Origin of the sequence: Caballeronia sp. Lep1P3 (assembly GCF_022879595.1) — a bacterium.
Lineage (GTDB): Bacteria > Pseudomonadota > Gammaproteobacteria > Burkholderiales > Burkholderiaceae > Caballeronia.
Map to the genome: position 1 here is coordinate 980,349 of NZ_CP084265.1, position 15,397 is coordinate 995,745.

Sequence of the window (15,397 nt, forward strand, 5' to 3'; positions counted from 1 at the left end):
CTAGGGGAAATCGACTGCGGGCCGGGAAGTGAACAGCGGAGCGATCGACGGACGAAAAAAAGCCCGCTCGGCAGAGCGGGCCGTAACCCCTGTTACTGGAAAAGTCTCAAGGAGGAGACGAGTTCATCCTAACAACGCGCCGCTTTGAGACCAACCAAGGATTCATGCTTTGCATATGCGCCCGAGTTTAGGCGGGGCTGCGCGGCGCGGTCTCGACGCGCTCGCCGGCGTGATCGCCGCGCGCTTGTACGAGCCGCCTGCTAATGCGATGAAAACGCAGCGTCATCAAAACGGCGACGCTCGCGAGTCCGGCGGCGAGGCCCCACCACAAGCCCTTCGCGCCCAGCTCGAAGTGAAACGCGAGCACATAGCCGGTCGGGAATCCGACGCCCCAGTAGCCGAACGCGGCGGCGAGCATCGGCACGCGCGTGTCCTTCAGACCGCGCAGGCAGCCCGAGCCGACGGTCTGCATGCCGTCGACGATCTGGAACACCGCCGCCACGCCGAGCAGCGACGCCGCGAGCGACACCGTGCGCGCATTCGCGGGATCGTCGAGATGCAGATACAGGCCGACGATCGCGTGCGGCGCGGTAATCAGCACGAGGCCCGAGCACATCATGAACCCGACGCCGAGCGCGATCGCGACGAAGCCCGCGTGACGCGCCGCCACCGGCACGCCCGCGCCCGCCCAGTAGCCGACGCGCACGTTGGCCGCCTGCCCGATCGCGAGCGGCACCATGAACGCCACGGACGCCACGTTGAGCGCGATCTGATGCGCGGCGAGCGGCGCTTCGCCGAGCGTGCCGACCATCATCCCGGTCGCGAGAAAGAGCGTCGATTCGACGCCGTAGGTGATCGCCACCGGCCAGCCGATGCCGAAAAGCTCGCCGAGCAGCGGCAGATGCGGACGCGCCGCCGCGACGAAATGCCGGTAGCGCGGCCGCAGATGCAACAGCGCGACGAGCGAGAGCGCCGTGAGCCACACAGTGATCGTGGTCGCCGCCGCCGAACCGACGAAGCCTTCGCGCGGCAGGCCGTAAGCGCCGTGAATCAGCCCGTAGTTGAGAAAGCCGTTGACGAACACGCCGCCGATGGACACCCACAAAAGCCGCTTCGCCGCACCGATGGCCGGCAGAAACGCGCGCATCATCCCGATGCCGATGAGACTGCCCGGCGTTCCCCAGCGCAGCACGGCGCAGTATTGCCCGACGTTGTGCGCGAGCGTCGCCGGTTCGTGGAAGGCGAGCAGAATCGCCTCGGCGTAGCTCAGCAGCACGAACGCGGGCACCGCGAGCAGCACCGAAAGCACGAGTCCCGTCCAGTAGATGCTCGGCACGCGGTCTTCGGCATTCGCGCCGCGCGCATGCGCGACCGACACGCTCACCGATGTCAGCACGCCCTGCAGCAGCGTCACGACGACAAAGAAGAGATTGGCGCCGAGACCGCCGGCCGCGAGCGAGTCGGGGCCGAGCGAGCCGAGCAGGATCGTGTCGGTGACGCCCATCGCCATCTGCGAAAGCTGCGCGATGGCGAGCGGCGCGGCGAGACGCGCCGTATCGACGGCGTGACGGGAAAGAGTCGGCGGTCCCGAATGCGCGCGTTTCGCGCGCGTGATGTGCGATTGCATGATCGAGGGAAAAGGGCGACGAGAGGCGGGCCATCGCCCGGCTGAAACCTGAACGAAAGACGACTAGCTCATTGCCTTGCGCGCGGCATGTCGATGACGCGCCGTGTTATGCCGGGTAATCGATGGCGCAGACCACGCGGTTATTTCGGCGCGCGCACGCGGATCTTCTGGCCGTCGAGCATCACGACTTGTCCCGCGCGTATCTTGCAGGTCTTGCGCAATTCGACGTGGCCGTCGACGGTGACGTCGCCCATCGCGACGCGCGCCTTAGCCGAGCCGCCGCTGTCGGCCAGGCCCATCAGCTTGAGCAGATTGTGAAGTTCGACGTAGTCGCCCGTAAGGGTGAACTGGAGTTGCGGCATGGCGGGCGAAAGCGCAAAGACCTCAATGATAAACCAGCGCCCGCGCGGTTTCGGGCACGGACTCTGCTCCGGCAGCCGGGGACCGCGTATCCGTCGTGCGCAGGCAGATGTAGCGAAGTGCAACGGTCGGTAACAGTGACTGAATGCGCGAAACTCGCCCGACGATCGCCAGGTCTTTACGTTTGATCGATGCAGCTTCGGTCATCTACTAATCGACAAGAGTCGCGCGCATCGCCGATGTCAGGCGCTCGCCGACGTCACCCAGAGAGGACTAGCTCATGACTAAGGCTCGAATTTTGATGATCGGCGCAGCGTTTGCCGCCCTCGCAGCCACCGGCGCACAAGCGCAAACCGCCCAGCCGATGCAGGCCGCGCCCGGCGCCGGCGCGCAGGGCCAGGTGTCCGCGCAGGCACAGCCGATGAACCCGCCGCCGCAGAACGTCGTCGCGCCGGCATCGCCGGATCCGCTCGTGCAGAAGCGCAACGCGGATGCGCAGGCGAACGCCGAATATCGCGCGTCGAAGAAGGAGTCGAAGGCCGAAATGAAGGCCGCACGCAAGGACGCGAAGGCGCAGTACAAGGAGCAGGTCCGCAACGCGAAGATCAATCGCAAGGCAGACAAGGAAGCCGCGAAGGACGACCTGAGCGCCGCCGCGGATCACACGCCGAAGGATGAGGGCCAGCAGCACTGACCGGGCGCGCCGCGAAGCCGCATCGGGCTTCGCGGGCAATAGCATCGTAAAAGCATCGATAAAAAGACGGAGGACGCCATGAACCGACGCACCCAAGCCATGCTGGCCGCGCTCGTCGCGGGAATGTTCGCGAGCGCGAGCGCCGTATCGTTCGCACAAACGACGAGCGATGCCCCGACGACTCACGCCGACAAGAAGGCCGCGAAGAAGCAGGCCGAAGCCGACCACGATGCGGCGCTCGCGCAGGCGAAGGCCGACAAGAAGAAAACGAAATCGCAATCGGAAGCGAACGAAGCCGCCGCCGACGCGAAGGTGAAGGACGCGAAGAAGGCCGACTAGACCGGCGCTGCGTTCACGTTGCGGCCCGGAAATCGCGCGCTTCGGCAAAGACTTGCGTGCGCGGGTTGTATGGATATACAGTGTGCGTCACTCTTTTTGACGCTCGCGTTTCCGTGCTTACCCTTCCAGACGACACCGCCACCGCCGACGACGCGTCCTCGCCGCACGTCGCCGCTTACCTCGCGAAGCTCAACGACGCGCAGCGCCGGGCCGTCGAATTCGGCGTGGACGAGCCGGGGCGCTGCGGCGGGCCGCTGCTCGTCATCGCGGGCGCGGGTTCGGGCAAGACGAACACGCTCGCGCATCGCGTCGCGCATCTGCTCGTCAAGGGCGCCGATCCGCATCGCATTCTGCTCCTGACGTTTTCACGCCGCGCGGCGCTCGAAATGACCCGGCGCGTGACGCGCATCGCGACTCACGCACTCGGCAGCAAAAGCGCCATCGCACAGGGATTGACGTGGTCGGGCACGTTCCACGGCGTCGGCGCGCGCCTGTTGCGCGATTACGCCGATCTCATCGGACTCGCGCCGTCGTTCACCATCAACGACCGCGAAGACTCCGCCGATCTCATGAACCTCGTGCGGCACGAACTCGGGCTGTCGTCGAAGGAAAAGCGCTTTCCGGCGAAATCGACGTGCTTCGCCATCTATTCGCGCGTCGTGAATACGGGCGCGTCGCTCGCGACGGTGCTCGACCAGTCGTATCCGTGGTGCCGCGAGTGGGAAGCGGACCTGAAGCGCCTCTTCGCCGCCTACGTGAGCGCGAAGCAGACGCAAAGCGTTCTCGATTACGACGACCTGCTGCTCTACTGGTCGCATCTCGCGGCCGAGCCGCAGATCGCGGCGGATCTCGCGAGCCGCTTCGATCACGTTCTCGTCGACGAATATCAGGACACGAACCGCCTGCAAGCCAGCATTCTTCTCGCGATGAAACCGGACGGGCGCGGCGTGACCGTCGTCGGCGACGATGCGCAGTCCATCTATTCGTTTCGCGGCGCGACGGTGCGCAACATCCTCGACTTCCCGCAGCACTTCGACCCGCCCGCCGCGACCGTCACACTGGATCGCAACTACCGTTCGACGCAGCCGATTCTCGAAGCGTCGAACGCGGTGATCGGTCTTGCCAGCGAGCGCTACACGAAGGATCTATGGACCGACAAGGCATCGGCGCAAAAGCCGCGCGTCGTGTCCGTGGCGGACGAGGCTGATCAGGCGCGTTATGTCGTCGAGAAAGTGCTGGAGGCGCGCGAGGCGGGCATGAAGCTCAAGTCGCAGGCCGTGCTGTTCCGGGCGGCGCATCACAGCGCGACGCTCGAAATCGAGCTCACGCGGCGAAACATCCCGTTCGTGAAGTTCGGCGGGCTGAAGTTCCTCGATTCCGTGCATGTCAAGGACGTCCTCGCCGTGCTGCGCTGGGCCGAGAATCCGCGAGACCGCGTCGCGGGTTTTCGCGTCGCGCAACTGCTGCCGGGCGTCGGGCCGGCCATCGCCGGGCGTCTGCTGGATAGCGTCGCTACAGCCGGGCGCGCATCGAATGCTATCGCTGCGTTCGGTGCGCCCGCGCGCGCGAGCGAGGACTGGCCGCGCTTCGTCGCGCTGATGGGCAAGCTCTGCGGGCGCGAGTCGCCGTGGCCCGCCGAGTTCGAGATGGTCCGCCGCTGGTACGAGCCGCACCTCGAACGCAATCACGAGGACGCGGCGATCCGCATCGGCGACGTGCTGCAGATGGAAAGCATCGCGTCGACGTATCCGACGCGCGAGCGCTTTCTCACCGAACTCACGCTCGATCCGCCCGACGCGACGAGCGACGAATCCGGCGTGCCGCTCATCGACGAGGACTATCTGATTCTCTCGACCATCCATTCCGCGAAGGGCCAGGAGTGGCGCAACGTGTTCGTGCTGAATGGCGTCGACGGCTGCATTCCGTCCGATCTCGGCACGGGCAGCGACGAGGAAATCGACGAAGAGCGCCGTCTGCTCTATGTTGCGATGACGCGCGCGAAAGAAGACCTGCACATCGTCACGCCGCAGCGCTTCTATGTGCACAACCAGACGAATCTCGGCGACCGCCACGTCTGGGCGCAGCGCACGCGTTTCATCCCGCCGCATCTGATGCCGAATTTCGAGGCCGCCGCGTGGCCGCCCGCGCCGGTCGTGACCGCGCCGACATCGTCGGGCCTGGCTGCGGCGGCGAAAGCCAAAATCGACATCGCCGCGCGGCTCAAAGGCATGTGGGACTGAAGCTAGCGCTGCGCGCGTGAGGCGCGAGGCATCCGCGGAGAATGCCCGAACACGCTGCGCAGCCACGCGGCAAAGCGCGTGAAGCCGTCATACGGCTCTTCGACGAAAAGCTCGGGCCGCAGCGAACGCAGGTATTCGAGCAACTGCTGCGCTTCCTGCTTTTGAATCGATCCGTAGAAGATGCCGAGCCGCAGCAGGCAGCGCAATTCGCCGAGCTTCTCGCGCGCGTTCGAGCCGACATTCGTTTCCACCGCGAGCTTCGCTTCGAACACGCGCTGGCGCAGCGAATCTGCGAGCCGCCACGCGGGCGTCTGCATCTTCTCCTCGACGTCGCGGATATCGGCCGCCGCCGATTTGATCTGCGAGGCGAGCACGTCCACCTGAGCGACATCGCCCTTTGCTTCCGCGACGATGGCCGCCGCCCATTCGCGCGACGCCTTCAGGAGGTCCTCGGCGTTCCAGTCCGAGCGGATCGCGAACGCGAAGCCGTGTTCCGCCGCCTGACGGATCAGAATTTCGACGACATCCGGGAATTCCTTGTCGAGCGCGCGCTTGGCCCACGCGTACTGGCCGTGCGTGAGCATGCGCTGCACGGCCTGTTCCGTGAGCGGCGTATCGTTGTCGAGCAGCTTCGCGCGCAGGAAGTCCTCGAACGACGGCGTGACGAACTGCGGGTCGAGCTTGAGCGACAGGCGCAGGAACGCCTCGAAGTCGCGATGCAGCGAAGCGATCGTCTCGTCGCGCAACGAAAGGGTGATTTGACGCATGTCGGTTTCCGGTTCCGCCCGTCGTTCGTCCGACGGCGGGAAATGCCTGCGGCCTCGCGCGTGGGCGGAGGCCGTTCGTTTCAGATATCGGCGCGCGAACCGGAAACTTGAGGGCTTTTTGAAAGCCGCACTGAGCAAACGGTTAGCGCAGCACGACGAGCTGCCAGATGAAGAAGACTGCGAGCGACACGGCGATCGTCAGCAACGCGCGGCGTGTGAGCGCACACACGACGATGGCGACCGCCGCCGCGATCAACTGCGGATTGCGCCACGTCAGTTCGGCGCCGCTGCCGTGCGGCGAGACGGTCATCGGCACGATGATCGCGGTGAGCACCGTCACCGGCACGAAGCCGAGCGCGCTGCGAACGACAGGCGCGAACGTGAGCCGTTCGCCGAGCACGAACACGGCGGCGCGCACGAGATACGTCACGAGCGCCATGCCGAGAATCAGGACGACGTAGTTCATTGCGCGCGCTCCTTCGCGCGCTTGATGCGCGGCTTTCTTCCCTCGACGACACTCAGCGCAATGCCGACGCCGACGCCCGCGAGCACCGCCGCGAGCAGCCCGAGCTTGTACGGCCAGCCCTGCCACGCGAACGACAGCACGCCCGAGGCGAGCGCCGCCGCGAGAAAGCGCAGCGCGACGAGTTGCGGCACGATGATCGCGATGAACGTCGCGACCATCGCGAAATCGAGTCCGAGCGACTTCAGCCCCGGAAACGCCGCGCCGAAGAAGAGGCCGACGAGCGTCCACGCCTGCCAGTTCAGATACATCGCGAGGCCGGAGCCGAGGAAATAGTGCGGGCCGGTCTCGCCGGGCGCGCGTTTCTGATAATGCGTGTACGCGACCGCGAACACTTCGTCGGTCAGAAGGCCGGCGAGCGCCCAGCGCCAGCGCGCGGGCAGATGCGCGACATAGGGCGCGAGCGTCGCCGAATAGAGAACGTGCCGGAGATTGACGACGAACGTCGTCGCCCAGATCACGACGAAGCTCGCGTTCCCCGCGATCATGCCCGCCGCGATGAATTGCGCCGACCCGGCGAAGACGACGAGCGACATGAGCTGTCCGTGCCAGAGCGCGAGCGGGCTCGCGGTGACGAGCGTGCCGAAGATGACGCCGAAGGGCGCGGCGCCGACCATCATCGGGATGGTGTCGCGCGCGCCCGCGGCGAGTTCTCGAAAAGCGTTGCGGGGCGATGCGTTCAAGGTGTCCTCCTGTTGCGCGGAGGATAGTCGATTGCCGCACGCGCGGCTTGTACGTTCTTGCGGCGGCTTTCGTGGCTCGGTCCGGCCCGGTTCGATTCAGGCCCGCCAGCGCCCCGGCGCGACGCCGAATGCGCGCTTGAAATGCCGCGTGAAATGGCTCTGATCGGTGAAACCGCAGGCCGCCGCGATATCCGCGATGGACGCGCCCCCGCGCAACGCCGGCAACGCGCGCGCGATGCGCAACTGGTTGCGCCACGCGTGCGGCGCAAGACCCGTCTCGCGCGTGAAAAGCCGCGCCGCGTGAAACGCCGACAGGCCGACCGCGCGCGCGAGTTCGGCGAGCGTGACCGGTGCGAGCAGATCGTCGGCGAGGCGCGATTTCATCGTGGCGACGCGGGCGGCGTCGGCGGCGGGCGGCGCGGGTGAAGGGCGATCGAGCGCGTGACGCGCGAGCAGCGTGGTGAGTGCATCGACGAGGGCGGTTTCGGCGGCGAGCGGATCGGCGCCATGTTCGACGCCTTCGAGCGCACGATGCGCGGCGACGAGCCGGCGCGCGAGATCGTCGTCGTGGATGATGCCCGGCGCGAACCACGGCGAGGCGGCGCGCGGCGCGATCTCGCGCGCGAGTTCCTCGACGAAAGCCGTCGGCAGATAGAACACGCGATAACGCCAGCCCGCATCGACGGCCCGCGCGCCCGTATGCACTTCGCCGGGATTGATGACGGGCACCGTGCCCGCCTCGGCCACGTAACGCGCACCGCGATAGTCGTAGCACTCCGCGCCCGCTTCGATGACCGGCACCGTGTACGCGTCGTGCCAGTGCGGGGTGAACGCGTGGTCGTAATACTCGGCGGTGACCATGTCCGCGTCCGGCACGAGGGGCGAGCGCCAGTAGCGCGCGGCATTGCGAAAGCGTGGGGCGTTCATCGGTCGGTCGCGCGCTGGGGCGTTCTTCCGGGCGGATCGATTAGTCTACGACATCGTTGCGCGCGACGCCGCGCGCATCACTTCACCGGAATCGCCGTGCCTTCGGGCACCGGCACGGCCGTCACGCTGTTCTTCCCGCTGCCGCTCGCGATGCGGTCGCTGTAGGTCAGATACACGAGCGTGTTGCGCTTTGCATCGACGATGCGCACGACATGCAGCGTCTTGAAGATGAACGACATGCGGTCCGTGAAGACATCGGTCTTCTGCTTGAGCGGTTGCGCGATCTTGATGGGCGCGACCTGACGGCATGCGATGGACGCCTCGGTCGGATCTTCGGCGATGCCGAGCGTGCCCTTCACGCCGCCCGTGCGCGCCCGCGACACATAGCACGTCACGCCGCTGACGAGCGGATCGTCGTAGGCTTCGACGCTCACGCGGTCCGATCCCGTCAGACGGAAGTTGGTGTTGACGCTCGCGATTTCCTCTGCATGCGCGAGAGACGCGCCGAGTGAAAGAGCGAGCGATGCAAGCGATGCAAGCGAGGAGAGGAGGGTGGCGCGTTTCATCGGAATCCTTCGGAAAAAAGAAAAGGGCGCCGTATTGTAGCGACGCCCTTCGTGGCTTCCGTTGCTTCTGCTGCTATTGCCGTGTGCGGCTGGCGCATCAATGGAAGATCAGATAAAGGATCACCAGCACCACGACCGGCACACCGAGCAGCCATCCGAGCAGGTAAGGCATGTCGTCCTCCTTGCGCATGTTGTTGTTGACGGTTCCAGTATCGGCTGCCCGCGCGCCGCGCGTTAGCCGTGTGCGTCCGAAATCGCTGTAGGCGTAGTCCTATCAGCTATCACGGCGGCGTTACGGATTGGTCATGCCATCATCGGAAACGCGGCCGCGCGCTTTCTTCGCCGGGCGGTCGCGATAGAGCGCGCGCACTTAGTCCAGATGCGCGCCTGCGCACTCGCGCGCACGCGGTGGATCGCGGCCGACGATCGCATCGAGAATCGCGCGGTGCTGCGCGAGCAGATCGGCTTCGACGCCTTCTTCGTAATCGACGAGACGGTGAGAGCTGAGCATCGATTCGCGCATCACTTCGTTGAGGCCATGCATCACATGCGTCAGCGCGACATTGTGCGTGGCGTCCGCGATGGCGAGATGGAACGCCGCGTCCTTTTCCGCGATGCGCGCGCTTTTGCCGGCGACCGCGCTCGCGAGCGCATCGAACGCAGCGGCGATGCGCGCGAGATCGGCCTCGGTCGCCCGCTCGGCGGCATACGCGGTCGCGAGCGTTTCGAGGCCGTGGCGCAACTCGAGGACATCGGCGCTTGCGTTCGGCTGCTGTTCGAGCAGCGCGGCAAGCGGATGCGAGACGAGCGGCGCCGTCACATCCGAGACGACGAAACCGCCCCGCGCCACCGCGCGGATGAATCCGTCAGACTCCAGACGAATGAGCGCCTCGCGCAGCGACGGCCGCGAGACGTTCAACTGCTCGGCGAGATCGCGTTCGGCGGGCAGGCGCTGGCCGGGCAGCAGCGCGCCATTCGAAATCAGCGCGCGAATCTGGCCGGATACGACATCGGAGAGGCGCAGGCGAGCGTAGGAATGCGCTTGGACGGGCTGGAAAGTCATCGTTGGGAATGCGACGCCGGGAAAGGCTTTGGATTACCCTAGTTTGACACGAAAGCACTGCGTCCTTAGAGTCTTGGTCAGACCACGCTGACCAACATGCGGTTTCTCCCCACTTCTCCCATGAAAGTAGCTCTCTTCGTCCCCTGTTTCATCGATGCGTTTTATCCGCAAGTCGGCATCGCCACGCTCGAATTGCTGGAGCGGCTGGGCGTCGATGTCGACTATCCGCAAGACCAGACGTGCTGCGGCCAGCCGATGGCCAACAGCGGCGCGCACAAGGAAGCGGCGGGCGCCGAGCGCGTGTTCGCGCGCAACTTCGCGGATTACGACTATGTCGTCGGACCGTCGGCGAGTTGCACGCATCATGTGCGCGAGCATTTCACGGCCATCGAGCAGACGAGCGCGGTGCAAAAGGTCCGCAAGAGCACGGTTGAACTCGTCGAATTTCTGCACGACGTGCTGAAGGTGCGCGACTTTCCGTGGGCCGACTTCCCGCATCGCGTCGGGCTGCACAACAGTTGCAGCGCGGTGCGGCATCTGCGCGAGACCTCAAATTCGGAAGTGGCCGGCACGCCGTTCTCGAAGCCGCGCGCGCTGCTGGAACGCGTGAAAGGCATCGAATTCGTCACGCCCGCGCGGCCCGACGAATGCTGCGGCTTCGGCGGCACGTTCTCCGTGACCGAGGAAGCTGTGTCGGTGCGCATGGGGCAGGACAAGGTGCGCGATCACATCGGCGCGGGCGCGGAATATATCGTCTCGGGCGACATGTCGTGTCTCATGCATCAACAGGGATGCGCCGAGCGCATGAAGCTCGACGCGAAGTTCATTCACATCGCGCAGGTTCTCAACGGAGCGCGGGCATGACGAAGACCGTTCGCATCGACCACGCGAAAGCCGCGGGCGCGTTCCTGCAAAAGCCCGATCACGTCGCGTTCCACGACAAGCGTCTCTGGGACTTGCGCTCGAAGCGCGATGCGCAGGCGCACGGCATCCCCGAATGGGAGACGCTGCGCGAGCTGGCATCGGGCATCAAGGAACATACGCTCTCGAATCTCGCGGACTACATCGCGCAATTCGCGGATCAGGCTGCAAAGAACGGCGTGGTCGTCCATTTCGCGGCGAACGCCGAAGAGCACAACGCGCTCGTCCACAAGCTGATGAGCGAGCGCGGCATGACGACGCTCGTCAAGAGCAAGTCCATGCTTACCGACGAATGCTATATGCGCGACTATCTGGAGCCGTGCGGCATCACGGTGATGGAAACCGATCTCGGCGAGCGCATCCAGCAGCTCGATCATCAGGACCCGAGCCATATGGTCGTGCCGGCCGTGCACAAGCTGCGCGCGGACGTGGCCGAACTCTTCGGCAAGACGATCGGCACGGACCCGAACAACAGCGACATCCACTATCTCGCGGAAAGCCAGCGCATGCACACGCGGCCGTACTTCGTGCGCGAGAAGACCGCGGGCATGACGGGCTGCAATTTCGCGGTGGCCGAAACCGGCACGGTCGTCGTCTGCACGAACGAGGGCAATGCGGATTTGTCCGCGAACGTGCCGCCGTTGCATATCGCGTCGATCGGCATCGAGAAGCTGATTCCGACGATCGCCGATCTCGGCGTGTTCGTGCGCATGTTGTCGAGAAGCGCGCTCGGCTCGCCGATCACGCAGTACACGTCGCATTTTCGGGCGCCGCGGCCGGGCACGGAGATGCACTACATCCTCGTCGATAACGGCCGCTCGGAGCGGCTCGCGCTCGAGGACTTCTGGTATTCGCTCAAATGCATCCGCTGCGGCGCGTGCATGAATACGTGTCCGGTGTATCGGCGCAGCGGCGGGCTGTCGTATGGCGGAACGTATTCCGGGCCGATCGGCGCGATCATCAATCCGACCTACGATCTCAAGCGCTACAGCAGCCTGCCGTTCGCCTCGACGCTCAATGGCAGTTGCACCAACGTCTGCCCGACGAAGATCAACATTCACGAGCAGATCTACAAGTGGCGCGAGGTGATCGCTCAAAAGCACGAAGTGCCGTTCGTGAAGCAGGAAGTGCTGAAGATGGCGGGGCGTCTGCTCGCGAGCCCGACGCTTTATCGTGCGAGCGTCGCGTCGCTCGGCGGCGCGCTCAAGCGGCTGCCGAACTTCATGCTGTACAACCCGCTCAACATCTGGGGCCGCCAGCGCGAGTTGCCGGATGCGCCCAAAGAGACGTTCCACGAGTGGTACAGGAAGAACCGCAAATCCGCCAAATGAGCCACGCCATGACGACTCGCGAAGCCTTTCTCACGAAGATCCGCGCGGCGCAGCCCGCCTCGCGCCCGCGTCCCGACGTGCCGATTTTTCCGTCGCCCGAAGGCGATCTCATGACGCGCTTCATCGCCGCGCTCACCACGATGGGCGGCACGTCCGCGCACGCGCACAGTCTCGACGAAGTGAGGGAGATGATCGCCGCGCGCTTCGGCAGCGATGCGGTCGTGGCGTCGGCGGTGCCGGGCATCGAAGGCACGCGGCCGCTCGCGCCCGACACGGCGCCGGCGTCGCTTCAGGATATCGACGTGGGCGTGGTGCGCGCTCGCTTCGGCGTCGCGGAAACTGGCTCGGTGTGGTTCAGCGAGCAGGAATACGTCGTCAATTCGATCGGCTATCTCGCGCAGCATCTCGTCGTTTTGCTCGACCCGGCGCAGCTCGTCGATGGCTTGCAGCAGGTGTACCGCCGGCCCGATTTCAAGTCCGCGCGTTATGCCGTGCTGGTCACGGGACCGTCCGCGACGGCCGACATCGAGGGCGTGCTGATTCGCGGCGCGCAGGGCGTGCGCTCGCTCACTGTCGTTTGGATTCAGTAGCGCCAGAAGATCGCCACCGTGATGCCGCCGGACAGCAGCCACTTGACGATGTAGTGGACGGTCCGGTTCCACGCCCTCAGGCGCTTGCCGACGAGCCGTATCGAACAGAGATGCTTGAACGCGCGATTGAGCGCGCCGGTGCGGTCGCCGATTTCGTTGGGCGACGCCGCCGCGAGCACCGGAAAGCCGCCGACCGCGTTGTTCACTGCCTGCGCCCAGCGATGTTTCGTCGGCCGCTCGAGAGCGATGGCTGGAGATATGTTCACGGGGGACATGAACATCGAGTGATCGGACAAGTTGCCTGAAAAATCCGTGGCGGACTTTCCCGCGCCAATGCATGCACGCCGCGCACGCGATGAAAACGAAGAGACCGAGCCAGCGCATCCATTGCGCCTTTCACGGTGCACGCCGCCGATGCATTACATCTCGAAACTATACAAACGCTTATCAAACGCGCGCTCGGATGACGCTCGGCTTTGCCGTTTCTAAAGGAAGACGAATTCGCGATTGCAGCGGATGCGTGTTTCTATGGCACGTTTAAAAAGCGCATGCAAAAATGCAAAAAGCCCAACTCGAATGAGTTGGGCTTTTCGCTTAATGCTTTGGCTCCCCGACCTGGGCTCGAACCAGGGACCTACGGATTAACAGTCCGGCGCTCTACCGACTGAGCTATCGGGGAACATCTACAACAATGAAACCGAGTAAAAAGCCCAGCGGTTGACTGGGCTTTACTGAACCTCTTTGCCGGAACCTTCTTGGCTCCCCGACCTGGGCTCGAACCAGGGACCTACGGATTAACAGTCCGGCGCTCTACCGACTGAGCTATCGGGGAACATCTACAGCAGAGAAGCGGAATTATAGGGAGCGTCTCCTAGGCTGTCAACGCTCAATCTTCATTCCAAACACCTTTTTGCACCCAGGCGAACTCGTCCTAAGTGCACTCATTTGAGCGGACGCTTCAACGCTCGAGCAGATTGAGCTTGTCCTTCACGTCCTTGAATTCGTCCGATTCGGGCAGCGGCGCCTTCGTCTTGGTGATGCTCGGCCAGTTACGCGAGAGTTCGGCGTTCAGTTCGGTGAAGTGTTGCTGATCGCCAGGCACATCTTCTTCGGCGTAGATCGCATTGACCGGGCATTCGGCCACGCACACGGCGCAGTCGATGCACTCGTCCGGATCGATCGCGAGAAAGTTGGGACCTTCGCGGAAGCAATCCACCGGGCACACGTCCACGCAATCGGTGAACTTGCACTTGATGCAGCTTTCGGTCACAACGTGAGTCATTCAAGCTCCTGCATGCGGAATTCGTGGAGACGGCGACCGGCTGGCGGCATGCGCCACGGCGGGTTCGCGCCTAAACGCATATTGTAGCGTAACGGTAAAAACGGGCGCGAGCGCCGCGCGGCGCGCCTTATATCGATTCGCAATGTACGTATGCCGAACGGCTAAAAGGGCGCGCATGCCCGTGACGGCGCGCGCATTCGGGTAACATGGCTCAAAGGCACGCCGCGAGAAGACGGCGCGCGGTCTCATCGCTTCGATGCTCCAGTCAGGACCATGATCATCAATTCGCTGCTCGATACCGATCTCTACAAATTCACGATGATGCAGGTGGTGCTGCATCATTTCCCCGCCGCGCATGTGGAATACCGCTTTCGCTGCCGCACGCCGAATGTCGATCTGGTGCCGTACATCGACGAAATCCGCGACGAAGTGCGCCAGCTCTGCAATCTGCGCTTCAGGGAAGAAGAGCTCGACTATCTGCGGCGCATGCGTTTCATGAAGAGCGATTTCATCGACTTTCTCGCGCTCTTCCATCTGAACGAAAAGTCCATTCGCATCTCGCCATCGCCAAAGAACAACGGCGAGATCGACATCATGATCGAAGGGCCGTGGCTGCATACGATCCTTTTCGAGATTCCGGTTCTCGCCATCGTCAACGAGGTCTATTTCCGCAACACGCAGCGCACGCCGGAATATCAAACGGGGCGCGAGCGCCTGCGCGACAAGATCAAGCTGCTCGCCACGCCGCCCGAGTATTCGGATTGCAAGATCGCCGATTACGGCACGCGCCGCCGCTTCTCGAAGCAATGGCACGAGGAAGTGGTGCTGACGCTCACGGAACGGCTCGGCGAGCAATTCGCCGGCACGAGCAACGTATTCTTTGCGATGAACCTCGGCCTGCGCCCGCTCGGAACCATGGCGCACGAATACCTGCAGGCGTGTCAGGCGCTCGGCCCGCGCCTGCGCGATTCGCAGATTTTCGGCTTCGAGATGTGGGCGAAGGAGTATCGCGGCGATTTGGGCATCGCGCTGTCGGATGTGTACGGCATGAAGGCGTTCCTGCGCGACTTCGACATGTACTTCTGCAAGCTCTTCGACGGCGCGCGCCACGACTCCGGCGACCCGTTCGACTGGGGCGAGCGTCTCATCAGGCATTACGAAGAAAACCGCTGCGACCCGCGCACGAAGGTGCTCGTCTTTTCCGACGCGCTCGACATTCCCAAGGTGCTGCAACTCTACGAACGTTTTCGCGGGCGCTGCCAGCTCGCGTTCGGCGTCGGCACGAATCTCACGAACGATCTCGGCTATCAGCCGCTGCAGATCGTCATCAAAATGGTTCGCTGCAACGGCCAGCCGGTGGCCAAGCTCTCCGATTCTCCCGGCAAGAACATGTGCGACGACAAGGCGTATCTCGCCTATCTGCGTCAGGTTTTCGGCATCGAGCAGCCGGTCGAGGAAAGCTGAACCGTGCGCGCGGCCTATGC

Annotated in this window: 17 protein-coding genes, 2 tRNA genes and 1 pseudogene; 7 read left to right on the top strand and 13 right to left on the bottom strand. The window is 64.3% G+C overall.

Going from position 1 to position 15,397, the window contains the following annotated elements; all coding sequences use genetic code 11:
• Positions 1-187: 187 nt before the first annotated feature.
• From LDZ27_RS04560 to LDZ27_RS04570, 3 genes are all read right to left on the bottom strand, one after another.
• Complete coding sequence (locus LDZ27_RS04560) at positions 188-1,627, bottom strand: MATE family efflux transporter (protein ID WP_244815530.1); 1,440 nt, start codon at positions 1,625-1,627, stop codon at positions 188-190.
• Positions 1,628-1,767: 140 nt separating this feature from the next.
• Positions 1,768-1,989 carry an RNA-binding S4 domain-containing protein gene (locus LDZ27_RS04565; protein WP_244815531.1) on the bottom strand — a complete coding sequence of 74 codons (222 nt, stop codon included), beginning with the start codon at positions 1,987-1,989 and terminating at the stop codon, positions 1,768-1,770.
• A gap of 22 nt (positions 1,990-2,011) precedes the next feature.
• Positions 2,012-2,194, bottom strand: a complete 183-nt coding sequence (locus LDZ27_RS04570; RefSeq protein ID WP_244815532.1) for a hypothetical protein — start codon at positions 2,192-2,194, stop codon at positions 2,012-2,014.
• Positions 2,195-2,267: 73 nt separating this feature from the next.
• On the opposite strand from LDZ27_RS04570, the gene LDZ27_RS04575 reads away from it, so the two are divergent.
• The 3 genes from LDZ27_RS04575 (at position 2,268) to LDZ27_RS04585 (ending at position 5,260) form a co-directional block, all read left to right on the top strand.
• Positions 2,268-2,681 carry a hypothetical protein gene (locus tag LDZ27_RS04575; protein ID WP_244815533.1) on the top strand — a complete coding sequence of 138 codons (414 nt, stop codon included), beginning with the start codon at positions 2,268-2,270 and terminating at the stop codon, positions 2,679-2,681.
• Between the two features lie 78 nt (positions 2,682-2,759).
• On the top strand, positions 2,760-3,020 hold the full coding sequence (locus LDZ27_RS04580; RefSeq protein ID WP_244815534.1) for a hypothetical protein: 261 nt from the start codon (positions 2,760-2,762) through the stop codon (positions 3,018-3,020).
• A 113-nt stretch (positions 3,021-3,133) separates the two neighbouring features.
• Complete coding sequence (locus tag LDZ27_RS04585; RefSeq protein WP_244815535.1) at positions 3,134-5,260, top strand: ATP-dependent helicase; 2,127 nt, start codon at positions 3,134-3,136, stop codon at positions 5,258-5,260.
• A 2-nt stretch (positions 5,261-5,262) separates the two neighbouring features.
• Here LDZ27_RS04585 and LDZ27_RS04590 read toward each other — a convergent pair whose 3' ends face one another.
• From LDZ27_RS04590 to LDZ27_RS04615, 6 genes are all read right to left on the bottom strand, one after another.
• Complete coding sequence (locus LDZ27_RS04590; protein WP_244815536.1) at positions 5,263-6,027, bottom strand: DUF4088 family protein; 765 nt, start codon at positions 6,025-6,027, stop codon at positions 5,263-5,265.
• A 142-nt stretch (positions 6,028-6,169) separates the two neighbouring features.
• Positions 6,170-6,493 (bottom strand): AzlD domain-containing protein, encoded by a 324-nt coding sequence (locus LDZ27_RS04595; RefSeq protein ID WP_244815537.1) that lies wholly within the window; start codon positions 6,491-6,493, stop codon positions 6,170-6,172.
• Positions 6,490-7,170, bottom strand: a complete 681-nt coding sequence (locus LDZ27_RS04600; RefSeq protein ID WP_244816040.1) for an AzlC family ABC transporter permease — start codon at positions 7,168-7,170, stop codon at positions 6,490-6,492. The genes LDZ27_RS04595 and LDZ27_RS04600 overlap by 4 nt, the downstream gene beginning before the upstream one ends.
• Positions 7,171-7,329: 159 nt before the next feature.
• Positions 7,330-8,160: an AraC family transcriptional regulator gene (locus tag LDZ27_RS04605; protein WP_244815538.1), complete on the bottom strand. Its 831-nt coding sequence runs from the start codon at positions 8,158-8,160 to the stop codon at positions 7,330-7,332.
• Positions 8,161-8,237: 77 nt separating this feature from the next.
• Entirely contained in the window at positions 8,238-8,726 is a 489-nt protein-coding gene (locus LDZ27_RS04610; protein WP_244815539.1) for a CreA family protein, read from the bottom strand.
• Between the two features lie 370 nt (positions 8,727-9,096).
• Entirely contained in the window at positions 9,097-9,789 is a 693-nt protein-coding gene (locus LDZ27_RS04615; protein WP_244815540.1) for a FadR/GntR family transcriptional regulator, read from the bottom strand.
• Positions 9,790-9,909: 120 nt separating this feature from the next.
• On the opposite strand from LDZ27_RS04615, the gene LDZ27_RS04620 reads away from it, so the two are divergent.
• The 3 genes from LDZ27_RS04620 to LDZ27_RS04630 are packed head-to-tail and all read left to right on the top strand — an operon-like array spanning position 9,910 to position 12,631.
• The gene (locus LDZ27_RS04620) at positions 9,910-10,653 is read left to right on the top strand and encodes a (Fe-S)-binding protein (RefSeq protein ID WP_244815541.1); all 744 of its coding nucleotides are present in this window, start codon (positions 9,910-9,912) and stop codon (positions 10,651-10,653) included.
• Entirely contained in the window at positions 10,650-12,041 is a 1,392-nt protein-coding gene (locus LDZ27_RS04625; protein ID WP_244815542.1) for a lactate utilization protein B, read from the top strand. Before LDZ27_RS04620 ends, LDZ27_RS04625 begins: the two co-directional genes overlap by 4 nt.
• A gap of 8 nt (positions 12,042-12,049) precedes the next feature.
• Positions 12,050-12,631: an LUD domain-containing protein gene (locus LDZ27_RS04630; protein ID WP_244815543.1), complete on the top strand. Its 582-nt coding sequence runs from the start codon at positions 12,050-12,052 to the stop codon at positions 12,629-12,631.
• Here the strand turns inward: LDZ27_RS04630 and LDZ27_RS04635 are convergent.
• From LDZ27_RS04635 to fdxA, 4 genes and pseudogenes are all read right to left on the bottom strand, one after another.
• A pseudogene (locus tag LDZ27_RS04635) lies at positions 12,625-12,873 on the bottom strand (lipid A hydroxylase LpxO); the annotation flags it as partial. The gene LDZ27_RS04630 and the pseudogene LDZ27_RS04635 overlap by 7 nt on opposite strands.
• A gap of 361 nt (positions 12,874-13,234) precedes the next feature.
• Positions 13,235-13,310: transfer RNA gene (locus LDZ27_RS04640), tRNA-Asn, on the bottom strand.
• Positions 13,311-13,387: 77 nt separating this feature from the next.
• Positions 13,388-13,463 (bottom strand) — tRNA-Asn (locus LDZ27_RS04645).
• 126 nt (positions 13,464-13,589) lie between these two features.
• On the bottom strand, positions 13,590-13,913 hold the full coding sequence (gene fdxA, locus LDZ27_RS04650; RefSeq protein WP_244815544.1) for a ferredoxin FdxA: 324 nt from the start codon (positions 13,911-13,913) through the stop codon (positions 13,590-13,592).
• A 273-nt stretch (positions 13,914-14,186) separates the two neighbouring features.
• Here fdxA and pncB point away from each other — a divergent pair, with 273 nt between their 5' ends.
• Positions 14,187-15,377 carry a nicotinate phosphoribosyltransferase gene (pncB, locus tag LDZ27_RS04655; protein ID WP_244815545.1) on the top strand — a complete coding sequence of 397 codons (1,191 nt, stop codon included), beginning with the start codon at positions 14,187-14,189 and terminating at the stop codon, positions 15,375-15,377.
• Positions 15,378-15,397: the final 20 nt, after the last annotated feature.